Source organism: Streptomyces alboniger (assembly GCF_008704395.1).
GTDB classification, from domain to species: Bacteria; Actinomycetota; Actinomycetes; order Streptomycetales; family Streptomycetaceae; genus Streptomyces; species Streptomyces alboniger.
In genome coordinates this window covers 3,446,918-3,467,744 of sequence record NZ_CP023695.1, presented here as the reverse complement: position 1 = coordinate 3,467,744, position 20,827 = coordinate 3,446,918, and the positions used below count along the sequence as shown (strand labels likewise).

Here is a 20,827-nt window from a genome sequence, read left to right as displayed (position 1 = left end):
GCGCCGCCTCACCCGGTGGCGGCGACCGCGCGGAACGTACGCCGGTAGGTGGTGGGGGTGACGCCGAGCACCGCCTGGAGGTGCTGGCGCATCGACTGGGCCGTGCCGAAGCCCGCCTCACGCGCGATCCGGTCGACGGAGAGGTCGCTGGACTCCAGCAAGTGCCGCGCCCGGTCGACGCGTTGCTGCGTCAGCCACTGGCCGGGGCTGACGCCGACCTCCTCACGGAAGCGTCGCGTGAACGTGCGTACGGACATGGCCTCCTGCGCGGCCATGTCGTGCAGGCGCAGCGGCTCGTCGAGGCGGTCGAGCGCCCACGCCCTGGCCGACCGCGTGGTCGCCAACTGCGGTTCGGGGACGGGGCGCTGGATGTACTGGGCCTGGCCGCCGTCGCGGTGGGGCGGCACGACGGTCCGGCGGGCCACGTCGTTGGCGACCGCGGCGCCCTGGTCACGGCGTACGAGATGGATGCAGAGGTCGACGCCCGCGGCGACACCCGCCGACGTGAGGATGTCGCCGTCGTCGATGAACAGCACGTCCGCGTCGACCCTGATCCGCGGGAACAGCTCCTGGAAGTGGGTGGCCGAGGCCCAGTGCGTGGTCGCCGGGCGGCCGTCGAGGAGACCGGCGGCGGCCAGGACGTATCCGCCCGTGCAGATCGAGACCAGGCGGGTGCCCGGCCTGATGCGGGCGAACGCGGCGGCCAGCTCGTCGGTGAGACGCCCCTCCTCGTAGACCGGGCCCAGTTCGTACGACGCGGGGACGACGACCGTGTCCGCGGTGGCCAGCGCCTCGGGGCCGTGTTCGACCAGGATCGCGAAGTCGGCGTCCGAGCGGACCGGGCCAGGCGGCCGGACCGAGCAGGTCACGACCTCGTACAGCGGGCGTCCCTCGGCATCGCGCGCCAGGCCGAAGATCCGCTGCGGGATGCCCAGTTCGAAGGGGATCACGCCGTCCATGGCGAGGACGGCGACGCGGTGCGGGCGCGGCTGGGGTGGCAGGGGCGGCTGCGGAAGTGGGGAGGGGCGGGCGTGCGATCCCTCGGAATCGGCCATGGCCCGATCCTAGCGAACCGTGTCCCTCGGGCCACTCGTTCCGGGTCATCTCCGAGCGGATCCTGGTCGACGTGATCCAGACAACCGAGCCGCCCGTGGGGACCGCCCCGGCCCCCCGTCGCCGTACTCCCCGTATCCACCGCGCGTGGTTCGTCGCCGCCGTCACCTTTGTGACGATCATCGGCGCCGCCGCCTTCCGCTCCCTGCCGAGTCTGCTCATCGACCCGCTGCACGACGATTTCGGCTGGTCGCGCGGGACCATCGGGCTCGCGGTCTCCGTCAACCTCGCGCTGTACGGGCTCACCGCGCCGTTCGCCGCCGCGCTGATGGACCGCTTCGGCATCCGCAGGGTCGTCGCCGTCGCCCTGATCGTGATCGCCCTCGGGTCCGGCCTCACCGTGTGGATGAACTCCGCGTGGCAGCTGCTGCTGTGCTGGGGGCTGCTCGTCGGGCTCGGCTCCGGTTCGATGGCGCTCGCCTTCGCCGCCACCGTCACCAACCGGTGGTTCACCGAGCGGCGCGGCCTGGTCACCGGCATCCTCACGGCCGCCTCCGCCTCCGGCCAGCTGGTCTTCCTGCCGCTGCTCGCCTGGATCGTCGACAACTACAAGTGGCGGCCGGCCGCCGTGACGGTCGCGCTCGCGGCCCTGGTCGTCGTCCCCTTCGTATGGCTGCTGCTGCGCGACCACCCGGCGGACGTGGGCCTCAAGCCTTACGGCGCCAAGGAGTTCGTCGCGAAGCCGCCGCCCGTCACGGGGGCCGCCAGGCGCACGATGACCGTGCTCTTCAAGGCGGCCCGCACCGGCCCGTTCTGGCTGCTCGCGGGCAGCTTCGCGATCTGCGGGGCCTCGACGAACGGCCTGATCCAGACCCATTTCGTGCCCGCCGCGCACGACCACGGCATGCCCATCACGGCCGCCGCCTCACTGCTCGCCGTCATCGGTGTCTTCGACATCGTGGGCACGATCGCGTCGGGCTGGTTCACGGACCGCTTCGACGCGCGGCGCCTGCTCGCCGTCTACTACGCGCTGCGCGGCGTCTCGCTGCTCTTCCTGCCGATCCTGCTCGCCCCGAACGTGCACCCGCCGATGATTTTCTTCATCGTCTTCTACGGCCTGGACTGGGTCGCGACCGTCCCGCCGACCCTCGCCCTGTGCCGCGAGCACTACGGCGACGACAGCGCGATCGTCTTCGGCTGGGTCCTGGCCTCGCACCAGGTGGGCGCGGCGGTCGTGGCGTTCGCCGGGGGTGTCGCGCGGGACGTCTTCGGGTCGTACGACGTGATCTGGTACGCCTCCGGGGCGCTGTGCGCGGCTGCGGCGCTGATGGCGCTGGTGATCCGGCGGCGCGAGACGGTCAGCGCGTGAAGCGGCCGAAGGTGCCCTTGTGGAAGAGCAGCGGCTCGGTGTCGCCGTCGGTGGTGCCGAGCGCGTCCACCCTGCCCACGACGATGAGGTGGTCGCCGCCGGTGTGCACGGCGTGGAGGGTGCAGTCGATCCAGGCGGGGGCACCGGCCAGGCGCGGGGAGCCGGTCGCTGGCGCCGCGTCGTAGGGCACCCCGGCGAACTTGTCGGCGCCGCTCACCGCGAAGCCGCGGCAGAGGTCGCCCTGGTCGGCGCCGAGGACGTTGACGCAGAAGACGCCCGCGCGCGCGATGCGGGGCCACGTCGTCGACGTACGCGCCACCATGAAGGAGACCAGGGGCGGGTCGAGGGAGAGCGACGAGAACGACTGGCAGGCGAAGCCGGCGGGTGCGCCGCCGTCCTCGGAGGGCGGCGCCGTGATCACGGTGACACCGGTCGCGAAGTTCCCCAGTACCCGCCGGAACTCGACCGGGTCGAGCGGCGCCCGCTCGTCGTCGCGGACGGCCCGCAGCTCCGGGCGGGGCAGAGCTTCCAGGGGGCCCGTGGTGGGCGCCCCGACCGACCTGAGGTATCGAACGGCGGCGGCCGCCATTCCCGCGTGTCCCATCACAAGGACCATTGAAGCTGACGGATCGTCAGATGGGAAGGGCGGGGGCCGGGCCCTCCCGCCCCACGCGTATCTTCGGCCTCATGAGCTGGGGGAACGCGAGAGGGAGCGTCAAGGGGTACGCCAAGGGGAACGCACCGCGGGGCGGCGGGGGGAGTGACTGGGGCGCCTGGGGCGGCAGCCGGTTGCGGGCCGCCGCGGCGGCGAGCGCGGCGCAGTTGCCGGTGGCGGGCGCGGTGGCGTTCACGCTGTCGATCGACGACGACAGCTACGGGGCGGGCGGCCCCGCTCTCGGTCTGGCCTGTTTCCTCCTCTTCGGTCCGCTCCTGCTGCCGGTCGTCGGCCTGCTGCACTCCGCGGCCCTCACGCTCCCGGCGTCCTGGCTGGGGCGCACGATCGCCGCTCGCCTCGGCCGCGCTCCCGCCGTCAACCGGGAGTGGGCCTGGTCGCTTGTCTGCCTGTTGCCGGCCGGCGCCGCGTGGGCTGCCTGTCTCGCCGCGCTGGGCACCTCCTTCGCCGGGCCCGCGCTGTGGATCGCGGCGAGCGGCGTGCTGCCCGTCCTGAACACCGCGTACTGCCGACGGCGCGAGGAACGCCTCGGCAGGCCTCTGCGGAAGGTGTGGCTCCTGTCGGGGCTCGCCTCGCTCGGCCTGAGCGTGACGGTCATCGGTGCGGCCCTCGTGGGCACGGCGACGGGCCTCATCAAGGAGTACGAGCCCCCACAGCTGTCCGTCGAGCAGCTGTCCGGCGTGTGGCGGGGCGAGCGGGACGAGGGGGCCGTGCTGCGGCTGCGGGAGGGCGGGGGCGCGGAGCTGGACAGCATTCCGTACGAGGGCGGGACCGGAAGCTCGTACGACTCGTCCGGCGCCCGGGAGCGGCGGCCCCGCTGTGACGGCACCGGCACCTGGACGGTGGGCAACGCCCCCTACGGCGGACGCCCGGCCGTCGTCCTGGAGGCGGAGGGCTGCGGCGGTCACGAACAGACGTGGACCGTCGGCGGCACGGAGTCGCGTCCCGAACTGTTCGTGCTGTTCGGTGACCCGGACTCGCAGGACATCGAGAAGCTGGTGCGGGAGGGCGGCTGACGGGGGCCTCCGTAGGGCGGGCGGGGTGGGGTCAGTGACCTCCGTAGGAGGGGGTGCGGCGCTCTACGAAACTGGCGACGCCTTCGTTCGCGTCGGCCGTGGTCATATTGATCTCCTGGGCGTTCGCCTCGGCCGCGAAGGCGGTCGCTCGGTCCGACTCCAGGGAGGCGTTGACCAGCTGCTTGGTCAGGGCGAGGGCGCGGGTCGGTCCCGAGGCCAGGCGTTCGGCCCACTCCCGGGCCGTCTTCTCCAACTCCTCCGCCGGTACGACGCGGTTGACGAGGCCGAGCCGTTCGGCGTCGGCGGCGGACACGGAGTCCCCGAAGAACATCAGCTCCTTGGCTCGCTGCGGCCCGACGAGACGGGGCAGCAGATAGGCGCCGCCACCGTCCGGAACGAGCCCGCGGCGGACGAACACCTCGATGAACCTGGCCGGTTCGGCGGCGATCACCAGGTCGCAGGCGAACGCGAGATGCGCGCCGATGCCGGCCGCGGTGCCGTTCACGGCGGCGATCACCGGCTTCTCGCAGTCGAGGACGGCGGAGATCAGCCGCTGGGCACCCCGTCTGATGGTGCGGGCCACGTCACCGGCCACGCGCTCGGCGGGAGCGGGCGTTGGTGCGGAGGCGTGGGTGGGGCTGGGTGCGGGGCCGGGGGGCGCGCCGCGCAGATCGGCGCCCGCGCAGAAGCCCTTGCCGGTCGCGGTGATCACGACGGCTCGCACGGCGGGGTCGTCGGAGGCCTCGCCGAGCAGCGAGATGACGCGTTCGCGCTGGTCCCGGGTGACGGCGTTCATGGCGTCGGGCCGGTTGAGCGTGATCCACGAGACGCCGTTGTCGGTGGCGTGAAGTATCAATGAGTCGAGGGGATCGGGGGAGGAACCGGGGGAGGTTGTCATGGGGTGGCTCCGTTGGGCGAGGCGGCGGGTGGCGAGGCACGCGAGGTCGTGCTCGGCGCTGATCCGGCGCGGGGCGGACGGGTGGGTGCGTGGGCGAGCCTTGCCGCGGGGCGGCGCGTCGAGGACCCGTTCACCGGCAGACGGCGAGCGCGTCCAAGGCCACCGCCCCCTGCCCCCGGGGCAGCACCATCAGCGGGTTGATGTCCAGCTCCGCAAGCTCACCGCCCAGCTCGAGCGCCATCCGCTGCACACGGAGTACGACTTCGACGAGCGCGTCGACATCGCAGGGCGCCGCCCCCCGGACTCCGTCCAGCAGGGCCCGCCCCCGCAGCTCGCGGAGCATCGCCTTCGCCTGGTCCTCCCCGAAGGGCGGCACCCGCACGGCCGCGTCCTGAAGGACCTCGACGAGTACGCCGCCGAGCCCGACCGTCACGGTCGGCCCGAAGAGCGGGTCCTGGGTGACGCCGACGACCATCTCCACACCCCGCTCGACCATCTGGCAGACCAGCACACCGTCCAGCGGCGCGTCCTCGTACCGGGCGATGTCCGTCAGCTCCCGATAGGCGTCCCGGACCTGGCTGGCGGAGGTCAGCCCGACCTTCACCAGGCCCAGTTCGGTCTTGTGCGCGAGCTGGGGGCCCGACGCCTTCATGACGACCGGATAGCCGACGAGCCCGGCCGCGCGGACGGCCGCGGCCGCGCTGGTCACCAACTGCTCACGCGGTACGCGAATCCCGTACGCGCGCAGCAGCTGTTTCGCCGCGTGCTCGCTCAGCTGCTGGCCGGGCCGCATCAGGGCCCGCGCCTTGCGGAAGGACGGGGAGGGGGTGCGCGGCGCCTCGTCGAAGGGCGAGCGGTAGCCGGTGGTGAAGCGGTGGTGGTCCAGATGGGCGCGCACCGCCGTGATGCAGTTGGCGAAGGTACGGAAGGTGGCCACGCGCGAGGAGCCGAGGAGCGTACGGCGGTAGGCGTCCTCGGTCCCGACCGGCGAGCCCCACACCACGCACACCAGCTTCTCCGTCTCCTCCGCCGCGTCCACGAGGTCCTGTGCGAGCTTGTCGCTCATCGGCGGGAAGGGTCCGGTGATGGGGCAGATGAGCACCCCCACCTGCGGATCGTCGAGGATCGCGTCGATGATTCTCCGGCCGCGCCAGTCGCCCACCGGGTGGCCGCCGTTGTCGACGGGGTTGGCGACGTTCAGGTACTCGGGTATCCACTGGTGCAGCTCCGCCTGCTTGGCGTCGTGGAGCGTGGGCAGGGTGAGGCCCGCCTCGGTCGCCAGGTCCGCGAAGTGCGCGCCCGTGCCGCCCGAGATCGAATAGACGGCGACGCCGTCGGCCAGCGGCGCGCGGGCCCGCGCCAGCAGGGCGGAGGTGTCCTGGAGTTCGTCGAGCCCGTCGACGCGGATCACGCCGAACTGCCGCATCGCCGCGTCGACCACCGCGTCGGCGCCGGTCAGTTTGCCGGTGTGTGAGGCGGCCGTGCGGGCGCCGGCCTCGGTGCGGCCGACCTTGACGGCGACGACGGGCACGCCCTGCCTCGCCGCGCGGTCGGCGGCGAGCAGGAAGGCGCGGCCGTCCTTCAGGCCCTCGACGTAACAGGCGATGGCGCCGACCTCGGGGCGTTCGGCGAAGTAGGAGATGAAGTCGGCGGTCTCCAGGTCGGCCTCGTTGCCTGTGGGCGCCCAGTGGGAGAGGCGGATGCCGAGTTCCTGGAGGGAGAAGAGGGGGCGGCCCTGGTGGCCGGACTGGGTGATCAGCGCGATGGCGGGGCCTTCGAGATCGTCGCGGAACTTCTCGAAGGCGTTGAGATTGGTGTTGGGCCCGAGCAGCCTGAGGCCCGAACTCCGCACGGCGGCGGCGAGGCGGGCCTGGGCGGCCGCGCCCTTCTCGCCGGTCTCGGCGAACCCGGAGGCGAAGGCGACGGCGAACCGCACCTTCTCCTCGGCGAGCTGCTCGATCACCGGCAGTGGGTCGGCGACCAACAGCACGGCCAGATCGACCTGTTCGGGCAGCTCGGCGACGGAAGGGGAGCAGGGGATGCCGAAAACCGCCTGCCGGGTGGGGTGCACGGGGTGCAGCCGCGCGCCGACCCGCTCGGCCCAGGCGATGAGCTGGCGGGTGATGCCGGCCCCCGGCCGCCCCTCGGCATCCGAAGCGCCGATGACGGCGACGGACTCGGGGCGGAAGAAGCGGTCCAGATCGGGTACGTCGGCGTGCAGCGGCCGGCCGCTCACGTCCAGGTCGTCCGCGGTGAGGGGGCGGCCGGCCTTTCCGTGCACGGCGGAGGGAGGGAGTTCGCCGCAGGCCACGACATGCGCGCGGCGGGGGTCGGTGGTGAAGGTGCCGTGAGTCGATCCAAGCATCGGTCCGCCCGCTCCTGTGTGACAGCAACTAACTGACGCATAGTCAGATTACTGAACTGACGCGGTGTCAGGAATGGCTGTGCAGGCAAAGGCTGGGCTCGCGGGGGCGCGTTGCGGGGGTTCGGTGTGCCCTCGACCAGGGAAGCGGGGGATCGTCTTGGTGCCAAGCCCCTATCCGGCCGGGGTGGCGGATTCTGCGGTTTTCCGGGGGTGGGGTTGTGGGGGCTGGTCACGCAGTTCCCCGCCCCCCCGGCGGGGCGTCATCGCGGAAGGATTTGGAGGGCTAGGGGGCGATTGCCTTGGCTATTTTCTGGGCGTCCTTGGCCAGTTCGCGGAGCATGCCGCTGATCGGATTGGTGAAGCCGGTGAAGTACAGGCCCGGGGCCCGCTTCGGGGGGCGGGGGCCGTGGGCGGTCGGGTTGCCGCGGGCGTCGAGGATGCCGAGGTCGCCGACCAGGCCCTCCAGGGCGCGGCGGTAGCCGGTCGCGGCGATCACCGTATCCGGGCCGATCCGGCTGCCGTCCGCGAGGACCACCTTGCCGTCCTCGAAGGATTCGACGGCGGCGACCGGTTCGACCCGGCCCTTGCGTACGGCGTCGACCAGGCCGACGTCCTGGACCGGGATCGCGCCCTGCCTGGCCCGCGAGTACAGGCCGGTGTCGGGGCGCGGCAACCCCTTCGAGGAGAGGTCGGGGACGCTGACCTTGGCGAGCGGCGCCGCGAGCAGGTCGACCAGGGCGACGGGCAGCCTGCGGCACAGGATGCCCGAGAGCTGCGCGGGCCACCCCGCCGTGGAGCGGCGCACGATGTGCGGGGCGGTGCGCACCGCCAGGCGGACCCGGCCGGCGCCGCCCTCGATCAGGTCGACGGCGATCTCCGCGCCGGTGTTGCCGACGCCGACGACCAGGACGTCCTTGCCGGTGAAGGGGCGGGGGTTGCGGTAGTCGGCGGCGTGGAGGAGTTCGCCGGTGTAGGTGGCGAGGCCGGGCCAGTCGGGGACGTGGGGCGTGTGGTTGTAGCCGGTGGCGATCACCACCGCGCTGCCGGTCAGCTCCCGCCCTCCGGTGGCGCGCAGGAGCCAGCCGGTACCGTCGGCGGTGCGTTCGAGGCCGGTGACCTCGACTCCGGTGACGATGTCGAGGCGGTGGTGTTCGGCGTACTTGTCCAGGTAGCGGATGACGTTGTCACGCGACACCCACCGGCCGAACTGCCGCGGGATCGCGAGCCCCGGGAGGGCGGAGAGGCGGCGCGTCGTATGCAAGTGGAGGCGGTCGTAGTGGCCGCGCCAGGAGGCGCCGACGCGCTCGGACTTCTCCAGGACGACCGCGCGGACGCCGCGTGCGCGCAGGGCCGCCGCGGTGGCGAGGCCGCCGGGGCCTGCGCCGATGACGTAGACGGGGCGGTCCTGCTGGGGCGACGGCGGGACTTTCGAGTCGGCCATAACTGGAGAGTAACCGCGCGCTTACTTGATGGGTATCGGTCAAGTCCGGAACCGGTTGCGAATTGATCACGGGGGGTTGTCGGCGTGCGCCGGGCGCGGGGGGTGGGTGCTCTTGTGCCCGGCGGGGCCGGTGCGCTGAACTGACGTTCCGTCAGGTGGGGTCGTCGAACAAGAAGGGCTGCCAATGAGCAAGAACCCGTCCTCCTCCCCTTCCCCTTCCCCTTCCCCCTCTTCCCCCTCCTCCCCCTCCCCCTCCTCCTCCGCCACCGCCCGCTTCGACCTTCCGGAGCCCGACGCCTTCACCCGCCCCTACTGGGACGCGGCGGCCGAGCGGCGGCTGCTGATCCGCCGCTGCGGGGCGTGCGGCGCGGCGCACCACTATCCGCGCGAGTTCTGCCCACGGTGCTGGAGCGAGGACGTCACCTGGGAGCGGGCGAGCGGCCGGGCCACGCTCTACACCTGGTCGGTGGTGCACAGAAACGACCTGCCGCCGTTCGGTAAGCGGGTCCCCTACGTGGCCGCGGTCGTCGACCTGGAGGAGGGCCCGCGGATGATGACGGAGGTGGTGGACAGTAGGCCGGGGGAGCTGCGGATCGGGATGGCGCTGGAGGTGACGTTCCGGGAGGGCGGGGGGTTCGTGGTGCCGGTGTTCAGGGTGAGGGTTAGGGCGGGGGCGGAGGCTGGGGTGGGGGCGGGTGATTAGGGCTGGGGTGGCCTGATGGGTGGGGGGCGTCGGGCGTGGGGGCGCGTGGCTCGGCGCCCGGGTTCGGCTACCCGCGTCCGCCGTTCGCGTCGGCCGCCCGGGCCTGCCGCCCGCGCTCGCCCCCCTGCGTCCGCCGCCCGCGCTCACCCCCCCCCCGCGTCCGCCGCCCGCGCTCGGCCCTCGCGTCCGCCGTTCGTGCCGCCGCTCGTGCTCGGCTGCCCGTGCCCGCCGCCGATCGCCCGCATCGAGACCGGCCAGCAGGCCCCTACGCTCGACAGCCTCATCCGTATCGCCGACGTCATCGGGGTGCCGCTCCGCGACATCGTGTATCGACGTGGATCACTCAGCGCTCGTCGCCGTGCGGGCTGCCGCTCTGGCCGCCGTCAGCGCGTCACTCTCCTCCTGCTGTTGGCATGGGCACGGGCACGCTTCCTCCGGTACGAGGTAGAACTGACCGCCTTCGATACCGAGGGACGTGCCCTGAGCGCATACGTGAGGGGCGGCCGGATCCGCGGTGAGGAGCTGGCGTAGGCACGGCCCGCACGGGACGAGAGCCGGGGGCGGTACCGCGGGGTCGGATTTCGGCATGGCTTTCCTTCCCTGCTCTGCCGGGGTGTTGGGCGGCCCGCTCCTCGAGTGCCGTCGGGCGGGCCGCCCGGCCCCGGCCACAGCCGTTCCCAGGGCTGCGGTCGGGGGGTTAGCGGGGCGTGCGCCGCACGTACGCGGGCAGCTGCGGGCACTTGTCGTGCCGCCGGATGACGGCGCCGCCGGCCGAGATGGAGATCTTCACGGTAACCGTGCCGGGATTCTCCGGGGTGATCGGCTCGTCGCAGTGCCCGCAGTACCGCACGCCCTCGCTCACGCGCGCACCTGCCTCATGGCCATGCGCAGCGCCTTTCCGACGGCGCAGCGAGTGAGGTCGTCGGCGCACTGCTCGCAGGACTGGGTGTGGTCGAGGAGCGCCCGATAGACGTGCTCGAAGCCGCACGGGCGGCAGCAGCGGGGGTGCCAGCTGCTGACGCCGCCGTGTGGGCTCACTTCACGACGCTCCCCGAAGTCGACGGCGGCGTCGGTGCTGAGGCTGGTCACACACCAGACGCAGCGCCGGCCGCACACCTGATCCTCGGCGAGCCCGGAGGGATCGGGCAGGTCGACCGGCACCGTCAGGAGAGTTCCGTCTCTACTTCCCGCACCGGATGCTGGGACCGTAACCTCGCCCATGTCGGCTCTTACTCAGTCGGCCACGCCCTGGGGCCGCACGCACACGGTCGCCAGGGTTTTCGCTGTGGCAAGCAACGCTAAAGGCGTGATGTGCACCGCTGACAGCGATGTGCAGATCTGTGCAGGGAGGGCCTTGCCCAGAGCGCTTACCCTCCTCGCCCTCTTGACCCGCTCCCCCGCATGCCCTGACCGTGGCGCAAAGAACTGCACACCACGTGGACGGAGACAGCCATGTCGCTACGGTTCATCGGGATCGACCCCGACACGAAGACAGCAGACTCTCCCACCGTCTGGGTCGATGAGGAGAGGCAGGAACTTGTCTTCCAGGGGTGGAAGCCGGGCTCTGCACTTGAGGAAGAGTGCCAGGCGTTCGAGGTGCCAGGGCATGCCGTTGGAATCCCGGAGGATGAGGCGATTGTCCGCGTCCCCGCCAGGATGGTGCACATGATCAGGGAGGCGTGCGATGTCATCGACAGCACCCACGATCGCTGAACTGTTCGGCGACTGCACACGTTCCGCCGTGCACCTCGAGATGCGGGATCTGTACGGCGCCGCTGAGGAAGCGGAGGACTTCCAGACGTGGCTCGAGACCGGCCGCCTCGACACCGACCCAGGATCGCCGGACTGGGCGCCTTGGGTCAGCCTCGTCTCGCACGCGGTTGGGCGTGGCGTCACCGTGCGGCGCGCCCGCATCGTGTCCGAGCCGGTGACTCAGTACATCCGCTACGAACACGCCTCCACCTCCGTGAACGTAGCCGCCGGCGAACTGGTGCGCTGGCTCCCACGAAGGCGTGCCTCTGACATCGCGCTCCCCGGCAATGACTTCTGGCTGTTCGATGACCAGGTGATCCGCTGGGGCTTCTTCTCCGGGGACGGTGCCATGGTCGGTCACGAGACCTGCGAGGACCCGCGCGTGGCCAAGCTGTGCGCCGAAGCTTTTGACGCCGTCTGGGATCGGGCCATCCCGCACGATGCCTATCAGATTCGCTGACCAGGAAGCCTCGGCCGCCAATCCATGCCCACCTCACCCTCATCCTCTGCCCAAGCCGCACGCGAAGCCGTTGCGTGGCGTCTGCGTGAGCTTCGCAAGGAGGCGGGCCTCACGGTCGTTCAGTTGGCTGCCGAATGCGGGTGGCACTACTCCAAGACGTCCCGCATTGAGAACGCCCTTACGGGACCATCGGCCACTGACATCCGCCGCTGGTGTGCTGCCGTCCACGCCGAGAGCCAGGCGCATGATCTCGTTGTGCAGTCGATCAACGCCGAGTCGATGTACCGGCAGTGGAGGGACCAAGTTCGCAGCGGTCTGCGGTACATCCAGGAGAGCCGCTCGCGGTTCTTCCGCGAGACGGGCAACTTTCGGATGTACTCCTCGAGCCTCGTTCCCGGCCTGCTACAGACCGAGGGATACGCGCTCGCCGTGCTGGGACTGGCCGCTGAGATTCACCACCTACCTGTGGACGACAGCGCGGAGGCCGCGCGCGTCCGGCTTGAGCGCTCGCGCATCATCCACGAACAGGGGCATCGGTTCGTCGTGGTGGTGGAGGAGTCGGTACTGTACTGCCAGATCGTCGGCCCGGATGCGATGGCAGCCCAGCTCGGATACCTGCTCACCGTGGGCGCGATGCCTGCCGTCTCTCTCGGTGTCATCCCTATGAGTGCTCGGCGTTCCCACTGGCCAGAGGAGACGTTCCACGTCTACGACGACCGGCTCGTCTCGGTTGAGCTGGTCTCGGCTGAGGTGAATGTGACGCAGCCCGGTGAAGTCGCGCAGTACTTGGAAACGTTCGAGCGGCTACGGCGTATGGCCGTCTACGGTGCGGAGGCGCGCTCTCTAATCGCGCAGGCCCTCAACGCCGTCGACCACGCTGATACATAGCGAAAGGCCCCCTCCCGCCCGAAGGTGAAAGGGGGCCGGATCATCTGGCGCGCATGTGCTCGCGGGTCTGGTCGTGTATGTCGCGCGGATCGGAGGTGACGCCAGCGTCCCACATGCGGTGGATCAGCCGGTCGACGGTCCAGAGGTAGGCGAGCACGAGGCTGCCCAGCTGGTCGATGCGCTCGTTCTGCTTCTCGTTCTTCGTCTTCATCTCGTCGAGGATCCCCCGGCAGGACGCCAGATCGGCTGCCCGTTGCGCTGGTTCGGCGGCGGCCGACCACGCCCCACGTGCCCGGCATCTGTCACGCTGCCGGTGCGCGGGGTGGGGCACGGAGTGCTCTGGCGCCCCGGACGCCCACAGGATCAGTCAAGTGCCCGATGGCGTACCAGGCGGTGATCGCCGGGCCGCGCGGGTTCTCACCCGTCACCGCGCCCCATAGGTACGCCGTCCACCGCCGTGAAATACCTTGAGGCCGGTGCGCGGAGCGCGCGATCATCGTTTATGGCCAATGACCCTTATCCCCGCTGGCAGTTGACCCGCGACCTCGACCTCTTCCGTGCCCGCGCCGATGCGTTTCTGCGGTCCGAGCCCGCCCTGCACACCGCTCTCCTCAGCGTCACCGACACCCTGCGCGTGTCGGGGCTCCACGCGTACGGGGAGGAGGCGCCCCACTTCGGTACGTACGTCGATGAGGGGGGCATCGTCCAGGGGGCTTTTCTGCGCACCCCGCCGTATCGGCCGGCCCTCAGCCCCCTCGCCCCGGAGGCCGTCGAGGCCCTCGCCCGGCAGCTCGCCGACGTCACGCCGGATCTGCCGGGCGTCGGCGCCGACGAGGAGACCGCGGGGACCTTCGCCCGGGCCTGGGAGAAGCACACCGGGGCCACCGCCACGCCCGGCTACCGGCAGCGGCTCTACCGGCTCGGCACCCTCACCCCGCCCGAGCCCGCCCCGCCGGGCCGCGCCCGCCTCGCCGACGAGGGTGACCGGGAGCTGCTGACGCGCTGGCACGGGGAGTTCGCGGAGGCCGTCGGCGAGCCGCCCGCCAGGGAACCCGGGGCGTGGGTGAACGCCCGTCTCGCCTATGGAGGCATCACCCTCTGGGAGACCCCGGACGGCACGCCCGCCGCGATGGCCGGGGCCACCCGCCTCATCGCCGGGCAGGTCCGCGTCGCCCCCGTGTACACCCCGGCCGCTCTCCGCGGCCGCGGCTACGGCGGTGCCGCCACCGTAGCCGTCACCCGCGCCGCGCTCGACGCGGGCGCCGCCGAGGTGCTGCTCTTCACGGACCTCGCCAACCCCACCAGCAACGGCCTCTACCAGCGGATCGGCTACCGACCCGTACGGGACTTCACCCAGTACGACTTCAGCGTATGAACCCCGGACCTTTGACCAGGCGAGCCGGGCTCAGGGCCAGAGCAGCTCCCGGGTCCAGGCCTGGTCGGCCCGCGCCCTCCGGTACCGCAGCCGGACGTGCCGACGCCGCGCGTCACCCTGGAAGAACTCCGCCTCCAGGGGCTCCAGCACGTACAGCGTCCAGGTCGGGGCGTCCGCGTCCGGCTCGGCCTGGGCCCGGTCCCACGCGGCGGACGAAGAGCGCTCCAACTCCTCGTAGGAGTCCAGAACTTCGCTCTGCCGTCCCACCAGCGCCGCGGCGAGCGCGCCCGTCGACCGGGCGTGCAGGCCGGCGAGGCTCTCGGCGTGCGGCGCCGTGGTGATCCGGCCCCGGATCCGGATCTGCCGGCCCTGCGAGGCCCAGTAGAAGTGCAGGGCGGCCTCCGGGCGGGCGGCGAGCTGGCGGCCCTTCCTGCTGCTCGCGTGCGAGGCGAAGTGCCAGCCGCGCTCGTCCGCGTCGTGCAGCATCACGGTCCGTACGTCGGGCCCGCCGTCCTCGGCGACCGTCGCCAGCCCCATCGTGTGGGGCTCGGCCTGCCCCGCGCCCACCGCCTCCGCGAACCACGTGCGGAAGAGGGGCAGCGGCGCCGCGGGCGCCGCCGCCGGATCGAAGCCGGGCAACTCGACGTCCCAGACGCGCTGCGCCCTCAGCAGCTTCTGGAACTCGGACGCGGGGTGCGCGGAGTGACCCTGCGGGTCGGCGGGCCGTGGTGAGCCGGAAGTCGTCATACGTCGATTGTGGCGCCGTACGTACGTCGGTGAACGTCAGCCTTCACCTCCGGGGCCTCTTATCCCCGCCCCCTCACCCCCGCTCCCTCCCCAACACCACCGTCCCCGAAGAGCAGAACCAGCCTCCCGTCCCCGAGGCCACCGCCAGTTCCGGCAGTGTGCCGTCCGGGCGTCTCACCTGGCCGGGGCCCGCCTCGCCCCGCAGCTGGCGTACCGCCTCCACCAGCAGGAACAGGCCCCGCATTCCCGGGTGCTGGGCGGAGAGGCCGCCGCCGTCCGTGTTCGTCGGGAGGGCGCCCGTGCGCAGCAGGCGGCCCTCTTCCACGAACGCGCCGCCCTCGCCCTTTCCGCAGAAGCCCAGGTCCTCCAGCGTCACCAGCGTCATATAGGTGAACGCGTCGTAGATCTGCGCCACGTCCACATCCTGTGGACGGACCCCCGCCCGTTCGAAGGCGAGGCGGCCGCTCACCGCCGCCGGGGAGACCGTGAAGTCCTCCCACTCCGACATCGTCGTGTGCGAGACGTGCTCGCCCGCGCCGAGCACCCACACCGGCTCCGACGCGCAGTCCGCCACGTACTCCTCCGCCGCCAGCAGCACCGCGCAACCGCCGTCGGAGCGGATGCAGCAGTGCAGCTTGGTGAACGGGTCCGCGATCATCGGTCCTGCCAGTACCTCGTCCACCGTGATCGGGGCGCGGAACATCGCGTCCGGGTTCGTCGCCGCGTTGGCCCGCGCCTGCACGGCCACCGAGGCGAGCTGCTCCAGCGTCGTGCCGTACTCGTGCATGTGGCGGCGCGCGGCCATCGCGTACTTGGCGATCAGGGAGTGTCCGTAGGGTGCCTCGAACTGGAGGGGGCCGCGCGCGCCGAAGGAGAGGTTGGACGTGCGGCGCCCCGCCTTGATGTCGGCGCGGGCCGTCGAGCCGTAGACGAGGAGTACGGCGTTCGCCCGCCCCGCCGCTATCGCCTCCGCCGCGTGCGCCGCCATGACCTCCCAGGTGGCGCCGCCGACCGAGGTGGAGTCCACCCAGCGGGGCGCCAGACCGAGGTACTCGGCGACCTCCACGGGCGCCAGCGTGCCGAGGCCCGCCGACGCGACGCCGTCGATGACTCCGCGGTCCAGGCCGCAGTCGGCGAGTGCGCGGCGGGCCGCCTGGGCGTGCAGGGCAAAGGGCGTGACCCCATCCACCCGGCCGCAGTCCGAGAGGGCGATACCGACTGCGGCGACCTTGCGGGAACGGGAAGGGATGGCCGGAGGCATGGATCTGACGGTACATCAGGTCATGGTCCGTGGAGTAGGTCGTCTGTATTTCGGGTGGAGCGTTCGGAGGGGGTTTCACCGTCGGATATCGGCGGCCCGTGACAGGAACCGGCATGGCGCGTTGGCACTCATGCTCCATGAGGATCCGGGGCAGCGCAGTGGTCGCCCCTCCCCGGCCCCCACGGCACGCCGCACGCGCGTGCCGGCCCCCGCTGAGCCGAGAACGAGGAAGTCACGTGCCCCTGTCGACACCCAGACGCCTGGCCATGAGCACCACCCTGATCGCCGCGCTCGCCGGCGTTCTCGCCCCCGCCACCGCGGCCTCCGCGGCACCGGCGGCCCCCGCCGCACCGGCAGCACCCACAGCCCCCGCCGGCCCCGTGGCCCCCTCCGCCCCCGCCCCCGACATGGACGGCGTGACCGCCGCCCTGAAGGCCGCCATGGCCAACGGCGCTCCGGGCGCGATGGCCCGCTTCACCGGTCCCGACGGCGTCCGCACGCGCACCGAGGGTGTCCGTGACCGCGTCTCCGGCAAGGCCATGGACACCCGGGCCCGCTTCCGCATCGGCAGCGTCAGCAAGACCTTCTCCAGCGTCGTACTGCTCCAACTGGTCGACGAGGGACGGCTGGAACTCGACGCGCCGGTCAACCGTTACCTCCCCGGGCTGCTGCCCGACGACCGCATCACGGTCCGCCACCTGCTCACCCACCGCAGCGGCCTCGCCGATTACACGGATGCCATGTTCGCCAAGACCGTGCCCGGCTTCGAGGCCGTGCGCAACCGCGTCTTCACCTACCAGGAGCTGGTCGACCTCTCGCTGGCCGCACCCCGCACCACCGAGCCCGGAGTGTCCTACAAGTACTCCAACACCAACTTCGTCGTAGTCGGCATGCTCATCGAGAAGGCCGCGGGGACCCCGGTCGCCGAGCAGTACGAGCGGCGCATCATCAAGCCGCTGAAGCTGCGCCACACCTCCTACGTCCACCCGGAGACCCGGATCGAGGGGACGCACGTACGCGGCTACCTCCACCCCGACGAGGAGGGAGCGCCGCTCGTCGACTCCACGGAGCAGACCGTTTCCTGGGCCCAGAGCGCCGGCGCGGTCATCTCCGACCCGGTCGACCTGAACACCTTCACGACCGCGCTGATGCGGGGCAAGCTGCTCTCGCCCCGGATGCTGGACGCCATGACCACGGTCACCCCGACGGACACCACCCAGACCCGCTTCTACGGGCTCGGACTGCGCCGTTACGACCTGTCCTGCGGCACCCAGGTGTACGGCCACACCGGCACGGTGCAGGGCTACTACACGTACACCTTCGCCACCCGTGACGGCCGCCGCGCGCTCTCCGCCATGGCGAACACCTCGAACCGGGGCGCGGCGAACACGGCGCTCGGCGGCACGCTGGAGGCGGCCTTCTGCGGGAAGAAGCCGGTGCCCTCGGCACCGTCGGCCAAGGCGCCGCGCGCTCTCACCGCGCTGCCGGCGGAGGCCGACCTGCCCGAGCGCCGCTGACGCCCTTCTCGGGCCGGGTCCGCTGAGGCCGGACCCGGTCCGAGGCACGGGCGGCGGCGCGACCGGTTCCCTCGCGCCCGGCTCTGGGCATCTCCCTGGCGCCGCCTTAATATGACGGCCCGTCAGCAACGGGTTCGGCCGCCGGGCCGCCCCCGGGGGAGGAGCCTGCCGATGGACGCCGCCTTCAGCGCGGAGCAGGACGAGATCCGCCGCACTCTTCGCGAACTCATCACCAAGCGCTGCGGGCCCGACGAGGTCAAGGCAGCCGTGCGCACCCCCTCCGGCCACGACCCCGCCCTGTGGGCCGCCCTCGCCGAACGGCTCGGCCTGCCCGGCCTCGCCCTGCCCGAGGCGTACGGGGGCGTCGGCTGTACGGCGGCGGAACTCGCGCTGGCCTGCGAGGAGTTGGGCCGATGCCTCGCTCCCTCTCCGCACCTCGCCACCGCCGTCCTCGCCGCCCCGGTGATCCTCGCCCTCGGCACCGAGGAGCAGCGCGCCGCCCAGCTGCCCCGGATCGCCGCCGGGGAGCTGACCGCCGCCCTCGCCGTGCCCGGCACCGGGCTCGCCACCGCGCTCGGCCTCGTCGGCGACAACGCCGGGGACTGGGCGGGCGGCGGGCGTGCGGGCGGCGTGCAGGCCAGGGTCCGCGACGGGGTCTGGCGGCTGTACGGGCAGGCCGAGCAGGTGCTCGACGGGCACAGCGCGGGGTTGCTCGTCGTCGCCGCGCACGCGGGAGGCTTCGCCCGCTCCCGTACGCTCCTCTTCCTCGTACGTGAGGGAGCGCGCGGCATGGCGCGGGCGCGGCAGACCTCGCTCGATGAGACCCGTGCCCAGGGGCGTGTCGAACTGCGGGATGTCGAAGCGGAGTTGCTGGGGGGCGACGAAGTCGATGTGCCGGGCGCGCTCGCCGCCATCGGGGATGTCGCCGCCACTGTCGTGGCCGCCGAGGCCGTCGGCGCCGCGGACCGGGCGCTCGAACGCACCCTCGACCATGTGCGGCAGCGTGAGCAGTTCGGGCGGGCCATCGGGTCCTTCCAGGCCGTGAAGCACCGCCTGGCCGAGGTGTATGTGCAGATCGAGGCCGCACGTTCGGCCGTCTACTACGCGGCGTGGGCCGCAGGGGCCTCTGGGGCCGCGGGGGCCGAAGCGGCGGGTGGTCTCGCGCTCGCGCAGGGGCTCGACGCGTTGCGGGCCGCCGCGTCCGAGGCCGTACAACTGCACGGGGGCATCGGATTCACCTGGGAGCACGACGCCCACCTGTACTTCAAGCGAGCCTCGGGCGACGAACTCCTCTTCGGCCCCGCACACCGGCTGAGGTCCCGGGCGGCGGAACAAGCGGGCCTGTTCACGGCCCCGTAAGGGGCGCGGGGAACTGCGCGGCCAGCCACAACCCACCCGCAGGAAAGATGGACACCCTCTGCCCCCGGAGACCACAACGGCGGACCACAACAGTGATCCGCCGCCAGGCTGACAGGACTTAGGGAGAGCGGAAGCCCGAAAGGGCTACTTCGTCGGCTTCTTTCCGGTGACGCCCAAATGCACCAACATCGCGAGATTCGGCTTGAGTTCGGTCTGTTTGACGCCCCACGTCTGGAAGCCGCGCTGGTGCGAGGCGACCGCGGCGAGCATCGCGACCAGGGAGCCCGCCATGGCCGCCGGGCTGACGTCCTTGTCGACCTTTCCCTTGGACTGGAGTTCCTTGACGGTGTCCGTAAGGGAGTTGTTGACCGAATTGAGGATCTTCATCCGGATCTTGTAGAAGCGTTTGTCTCCCTCGGCGGCACCGAGGTCGACGACCCGGAGGATCGCGTCGTTCTTGCGCCAGAAGTCCAGGAAGCCCTCGACCAGATCCTGGGAGGTCTGCCAGCCCGCCTTGCCGACCCACGAGCGGCCGTCGAGCACCTGGGTCAACTCGGCACCCTCCGCGGCCATTTGCTCCGCGATCTCCAGGACGGCGCCCTCGACGTCCGGAAAGTACTGGTAGAAGGTCGCGGGTGAAGTCCCCGCCTTCCGGGCGACGTCGATGACTTTGACGTCCCGGTAGGGCGAGGAGCTGAGCATCTCGCTGAGGCAGTCGAGCAGCTTCTGACGCGTCGCCTGACCACGCCGACCGGCCACACGGCCGTCGACGGTACGTACCTGTCCTGTCATGCCGTCAGCTTACCGAGGGGTGATCGGAGCGCGATTCGGCCGAGTGCAAATGGGGTTGGGGCGTGTGAGAGCGGCCGAGGGGCTACTCCATGAGAATCGGCCAAACGTTCGATCTCGGGTTCTGCGGAGGCCGGAAACGGCCGCTAGCTTGACTGGCATGGACTACGCAGAGCAGGACACAGCGGGCGGCTACGCGGAGGGCGTGCCCTGCTGGGTCGACGCGATGCTCCCCGACGTCGAGGGCGGCAAGAGGTTCTACGGCGAGCTGTTCGGGTGGACCTTCGACGACGGCGCGGGCGCGGAGTACGGGTACTACACCCAGGCGTACGACGAGGGGCGGCCCGTCGCCGCGCTCGCGCCCAAGGCCGACGGCCGCATGCCCACCGTATGGACGGTCTACCTCGCCACCCCGGACGCCGCCGCGCTCGCCCGGCGTGTCAAGCGGGCGGGCGGCTCCATGGTCAGGGAGGTCCTGCCCGTCGGCCCCTTCGGGACGACGGGGCTCGCCGCCGACCCCGAGGGCGCCGTCTTCGGGCTCTGGCAGGGCGGCACCCACCAGGGGTTCGGCAGGAGCATGCGGCCGGGGTCGTTCTGCTGGACCGAGGTGTACTCGCGGGACAAGGCCCTCGTCGACCCCTTCTACGAGACCCTCTTCGGCTACGGCGTCCACGACCTGGACCTCGACGGCATCGACTTCCGCACCTGGTCGCCCGCCGGGGCCGCCGCCGGGCCCGGGACGGCGGTCGGCGGGCGCAGCGTGATGTCCCCCGCCACCGACGGTTACAGCAGGCCCGAGACGCCCCCGCACTTCCTCGTCTACTTCAATGTCACGGACGCGGACGCGACGGCCGCGGCGGTCACCCGGCTCGGGGGGCGGGTGCAGCTGGCGCCCCATGACATCCCGTACGGACGCGTCGCCGTGCTCAGGGACAACCAGGGGGCGGTTTTCGCGGTCCTCCAGGACTGAAAGCGTGGGTTTTTGTCCCGCAAAACCCCGAGAGACTCCGAGAAACCCCGAGACACCCCGATCCCGCCCCGGGTTCGCCACGGCCGCCTCGGACAGGAAGAATCAGGGTGCGTGCCGCCGTAGCGGCTCGGGTGGTGAGACGCTGCACGGGGCTGTCTTCTTCGGCGGCCGCGTACGGGGAGGTGGCAGGG

22 protein-coding genes are annotated in these 20,827 nt (G+C 71.8%); 11 read left to right on the top strand and 11 right to left on the bottom strand.

Features of this window, described 5'->3' with window-relative positions:
- Positions 1-8 precede the first annotated feature (8 nt).
- Positions 9-959, bottom strand: coding sequence for a GlxA family transcriptional regulator (locus CP975_RS15165; protein ID WP_246201777.1), 951 nt, complete (start codon positions 957-959; stop codon positions 9-11).
- A 167-nt stretch (positions 960-1,126) separates the two neighbouring features.
- Here CP975_RS15165 and CP975_RS15160 point away from each other — a divergent pair, with 167 nt between their 5' ends.
- Positions 1,127-2,422, top strand: a complete 1,296-nt coding sequence (locus CP975_RS15160) for an MFS transporter (RefSeq protein ID WP_055536520.1) — start codon at positions 1,127-1,129, stop codon at positions 2,420-2,422.
- On the opposite strand, the gene CP975_RS15155 is transcribed toward CP975_RS15160, so the two are convergent.
- On the bottom strand, positions 2,412-3,026 hold the full coding sequence (locus CP975_RS15155) for a flavin reductase family protein (RefSeq protein ID WP_150476995.1): 615 nt from the start codon (positions 3,024-3,026) through the stop codon (positions 2,412-2,414). The genes CP975_RS15160 and CP975_RS15155 overlap by 11 nt on opposite strands.
- 83 nt (positions 3,027-3,109) lie before the next feature.
- Between CP975_RS15155 and CP975_RS15150 the strand changes: the two genes are divergently transcribed.
- Positions 3,110-4,111, top strand: a complete 1,002-nt coding sequence (locus tag CP975_RS15150) for a hypothetical protein (protein ID WP_150476994.1) — start codon at positions 3,110-3,112, stop codon at positions 4,109-4,111.
- 31 nt (positions 4,112-4,142) lie between these two features.
- Here CP975_RS15150 and CP975_RS15145 read toward each other — a convergent pair whose 3' ends face one another.
- The 3 genes from CP975_RS15145 to CP975_RS15135 all read right to left on the bottom strand — a co-directional run bounded on the left by CP975_RS15145 (position 4,143) and on the right by CP975_RS15135 (position 8,815).
- Entirely contained in the window at positions 4,143-5,009 is an 867-nt protein-coding gene (locus tag CP975_RS15145) for an enoyl-CoA hydratase/isomerase family protein (protein ID WP_150476993.1), read from the bottom strand.
- 130 nt (positions 5,010-5,139) lie between these two features.
- The gene (locus CP975_RS15140; protein ID WP_055536452.1) at positions 5,140-7,374 is read right to left on the bottom strand and encodes an acetate--CoA ligase family protein; all 2,235 of its coding nucleotides are present in this window, start codon (positions 7,372-7,374) and stop codon (positions 5,140-5,142) included.
- A 283-nt stretch (positions 7,375-7,657) separates the two neighbouring features.
- The gene (locus CP975_RS15135; protein ID WP_150476992.1) at positions 7,658-8,815 is read right to left on the bottom strand and encodes a flavin-containing monooxygenase; all 1,158 of its coding nucleotides are present in this window, start codon (positions 8,813-8,815) and stop codon (positions 7,658-7,660) included.
- Between the two features lie 184 nt (positions 8,816-8,999).
- Here CP975_RS15135 and CP975_RS15130 point away from each other — a divergent pair, with 184 nt between their 5' ends.
- Entirely contained in the window at positions 9,000-9,518 is a 519-nt protein-coding gene (locus CP975_RS15130) for a Zn-ribbon domain-containing OB-fold protein (protein ID WP_150476991.1), read from the top strand.
- A 15-nt stretch (positions 9,519-9,533) separates the two neighbouring features.
- A complete protein-coding gene (locus CP975_RS36610; protein WP_150476990.1) occupies positions 9,534-10,049 on the top strand; it encodes a helix-turn-helix domain-containing protein in 516 nt (171 codons plus the stop codon).
- Positions 10,050-10,215: 166 nt separating this feature from the next.
- On the opposite strand, the gene CP975_RS35050 is transcribed toward CP975_RS36610, so the two are convergent.
- Complete coding sequence (locus CP975_RS35050; protein ID WP_167532700.1) at positions 10,216-10,380, bottom strand: hypothetical protein; 165 nt, start codon at positions 10,378-10,380, stop codon at positions 10,216-10,218.
- A complete protein-coding gene (locus CP975_RS15120) occupies positions 10,377-10,679 on the bottom strand; it encodes a hypothetical protein (RefSeq protein ID WP_150476989.1) in 303 nt (100 codons plus the stop codon). Before CP975_RS15120 ends, CP975_RS35050 begins: the two co-directional genes overlap by 4 nt.
- Positions 10,680-10,970: 291 nt before the next feature.
- Here CP975_RS15120 and CP975_RS15115 point away from each other — a divergent pair, with 291 nt between their 5' ends.
- The 3 genes from CP975_RS15115 to CP975_RS15105 are packed head-to-tail and all read left to right on the top strand — an operon-like array spanning position 10,971 to position 12,618.
- The gene (locus tag CP975_RS15115) at positions 10,971-11,231 is read left to right on the top strand and encodes a hypothetical protein (protein WP_055533067.1); all 261 of its coding nucleotides are present in this window, start codon (positions 10,971-10,973) and stop codon (positions 11,229-11,231) included.
- Positions 11,203-11,730 (top strand): DUF6879 family protein, encoded by a 528-nt coding sequence (locus CP975_RS15110; protein ID WP_055533069.1) that lies wholly within the window; start codon positions 11,203-11,205, stop codon positions 11,728-11,730. Before CP975_RS15115 ends, CP975_RS15110 begins: the two co-directional genes overlap by 29 nt.
- Positions 11,731-11,754: 24 nt before the next feature.
- Positions 11,755-12,618, top strand: coding sequence for a helix-turn-helix domain-containing protein (locus CP975_RS15105; protein WP_055533071.1), 864 nt, complete (start codon positions 11,755-11,757; stop codon positions 12,616-12,618).
- A 40-nt stretch (positions 12,619-12,658) separates the two neighbouring features.
- Here the strand turns inward: CP975_RS15105 and CP975_RS35045 are convergent, their stop codons facing one another.
- Complete coding sequence (locus CP975_RS35045; RefSeq protein ID WP_167532699.1) at positions 12,659-12,829, bottom strand: hypothetical protein; 171 nt, start codon at positions 12,827-12,829, stop codon at positions 12,659-12,661.
- Between the two features lie 291 nt (positions 12,830-13,120).
- On the opposite strand from CP975_RS35045, the gene CP975_RS15100 reads away from it, so the two are divergent.
- Positions 13,121-13,993: a GNAT family N-acetyltransferase gene (locus CP975_RS15100; RefSeq protein ID WP_150476988.1), complete on the top strand. Its 873-nt coding sequence runs from the start codon at positions 13,121-13,123 to the stop codon at positions 13,991-13,993.
- A gap of 30 nt (positions 13,994-14,023) precedes the next feature.
- On the opposite strand, the gene CP975_RS15095 is transcribed toward CP975_RS15100, so the two are convergent.
- Together CP975_RS15095 and CP975_RS15090 are read right to left on the bottom strand one after the other, a co-directional pair.
- A complete protein-coding gene (locus tag CP975_RS15095) occupies positions 14,024-14,740 on the bottom strand; it encodes a pyridoxine/pyridoxamine 5'-phosphate oxidase (RefSeq protein WP_150476987.1) in 717 nt (238 codons plus the stop codon).
- A gap of 73 nt (positions 14,741-14,813) precedes the next feature.
- Positions 14,814-16,001, bottom strand: a complete 1,188-nt coding sequence (locus CP975_RS15090) for a thiolase C-terminal domain-containing protein (protein WP_150476986.1) — start codon at positions 15,999-16,001, stop codon at positions 14,814-14,816.
- A gap of 266 nt (positions 16,002-16,267) precedes the next feature.
- On the opposite strand from CP975_RS15090, the gene CP975_RS15085 reads away from it, so the two are divergent.
- On the top strand, positions 16,268-17,518 hold the full coding sequence (locus tag CP975_RS15085) for a serine hydrolase domain-containing protein (protein ID WP_150476985.1): 1,251 nt from the start codon (positions 16,268-16,270) through the stop codon (positions 17,516-17,518).
- A gap of 171 nt (positions 17,519-17,689) precedes the next feature.
- A complete protein-coding gene (locus tag CP975_RS15080) occupies positions 17,690-18,877 on the top strand; it encodes an acyl-CoA dehydrogenase family protein (protein ID WP_055536242.1) in 1,188 nt (395 codons plus the stop codon).
- Between the two features lie 144 nt (positions 18,878-19,021).
- Here CP975_RS15080 and CP975_RS15075 read toward each other — a convergent pair whose 3' ends face one another.
- Positions 19,022-19,669 carry a TetR/AcrR family transcriptional regulator gene (locus CP975_RS15075; RefSeq protein ID WP_055536243.1) on the bottom strand — a complete coding sequence of 216 codons (648 nt, stop codon included), beginning with the start codon at positions 19,667-19,669 and terminating at the stop codon, positions 19,022-19,024.
- A 157-nt stretch (positions 19,670-19,826) separates the two neighbouring features.
- Between CP975_RS15075 and kbpA the strand changes: the two genes are divergently transcribed.
- Positions 19,827-20,636, top strand: a complete 810-nt coding sequence (gene kbpA / locus CP975_RS15070; protein WP_055536244.1) for an AfsK-binding protein KbpA — start codon at positions 19,827-19,829, stop codon at positions 20,634-20,636.
- Positions 20,637-20,827: the final 191 nt, after the last annotated feature.

Coding starts and splice junctions, on each gene's coding strand:
- CP975_RS15080 (WP_055536242.1), top strand. CDS start 17,690: ATGGACGCCGCCTTCAGCGCGGAGCAGGACGAGATCCGCCGCACTCTT.
- CP975_RS15075 (WP_055536243.1), bottom strand. CDS start 19,669: ATGACAGGACAGGTACGTACCGTCGACGGCCGTGTGGCCGGTCGGCGT.
- CP975_RS15110 (WP_055533069.1), top strand. CDS start 11,203: ATGTCATCGACAGCACCCACGATCGCTGAACTGTTCGGCGACTGCACA.
- CP975_RS15100 (WP_150476988.1), top strand. CDS start 13,121: ATGGCCAATGACCCTTATCCCCGCTGGCAGTTGACCCGCGACCTCGAC.
- CP975_RS15145 (WP_150476993.1), bottom strand. CDS start 5,009: ATGACAACCTCCCCCGGTTCCTCCCCCGATCCCCTCGACTCATTGATA.
- CP975_RS15165 (WP_246201777.1), bottom strand. CDS start 959: ATGGACGGCGTGATCCCCTTCGAACTGGGCATCCCGCAGCGGATCTTC.
- CP975_RS15105 (WP_055533071.1), top strand. CDS start 11,755: ATGCCCACCTCACCCTCATCCTCTGCCCAAGCCGCACGCGAAGCCGTT.
- CP975_RS15140 (WP_055536452.1), bottom strand. CDS start 7,374: ATGCTTGGATCGACTCACGGCACCTTCACCACCGACCCCCGCCGCGCG.
- CP975_RS15115 (WP_055533067.1), top strand. CDS start 10,971: ATGTCGCTACGGTTCATCGGGATCGACCCCGACACGAAGACAGCAGAC.
- CP975_RS15155 (WP_150476995.1), bottom strand. CDS start 3,026: ATGGGACACGCGGGAATGGCGGCCGCCGCCGTTCGATACCTCAGGTCG.
- kbpA (WP_055536244.1), top strand. CDS start 19,827: ATGGACTACGCAGAGCAGGACACAGCGGGCGGCTACGCGGAGGGCGTG.
- CP975_RS15130 (WP_150476991.1), top strand. CDS start 9,000: ATGAGCAAGAACCCGTCCTCCTCCCCTTCCCCTTCCCCTTCCCCCTCT.
- CP975_RS15085 (WP_150476985.1), top strand. CDS start 16,268: ATGAGCACCACCCTGATCGCCGCGCTCGCCGGCGTTCTCGCCCCCGCC.
- CP975_RS15095 (WP_150476987.1), bottom strand. CDS start 14,740: ATGACGACTTCCGGCTCACCACGGCCCGCCGACCCGCAGGGTCACTCC.
- CP975_RS15090 (WP_150476986.1), bottom strand. CDS start 16,001: ATGCCTCCGGCCATCCCTTCCCGTTCCCGCAAGGTCGCCGCAGTCGGT.
- CP975_RS15150 (WP_150476994.1), top strand. CDS start 3,110: ATGAGCTGGGGGAACGCGAGAGGGAGCGTCAAGGGGTACGCCAAGGGG.
- CP975_RS36610 (WP_150476990.1), top strand. CDS start 9,534: ATGGGTGGGGGGCGTCGGGCGTGGGGGCGCGTGGCTCGGCGCCCGGGT.
- CP975_RS35045 (WP_167532699.1), bottom strand. CDS start 12,829: ATGAAGACGAAGAACGAGAAGCAGAACGAGCGCATCGACCAGCTGGGC.
- CP975_RS15135 (WP_150476992.1), bottom strand. CDS start 8,815: ATGGCCGACTCGAAAGTCCCGCCGTCGCCCCAGCAGGACCGCCCCGTC.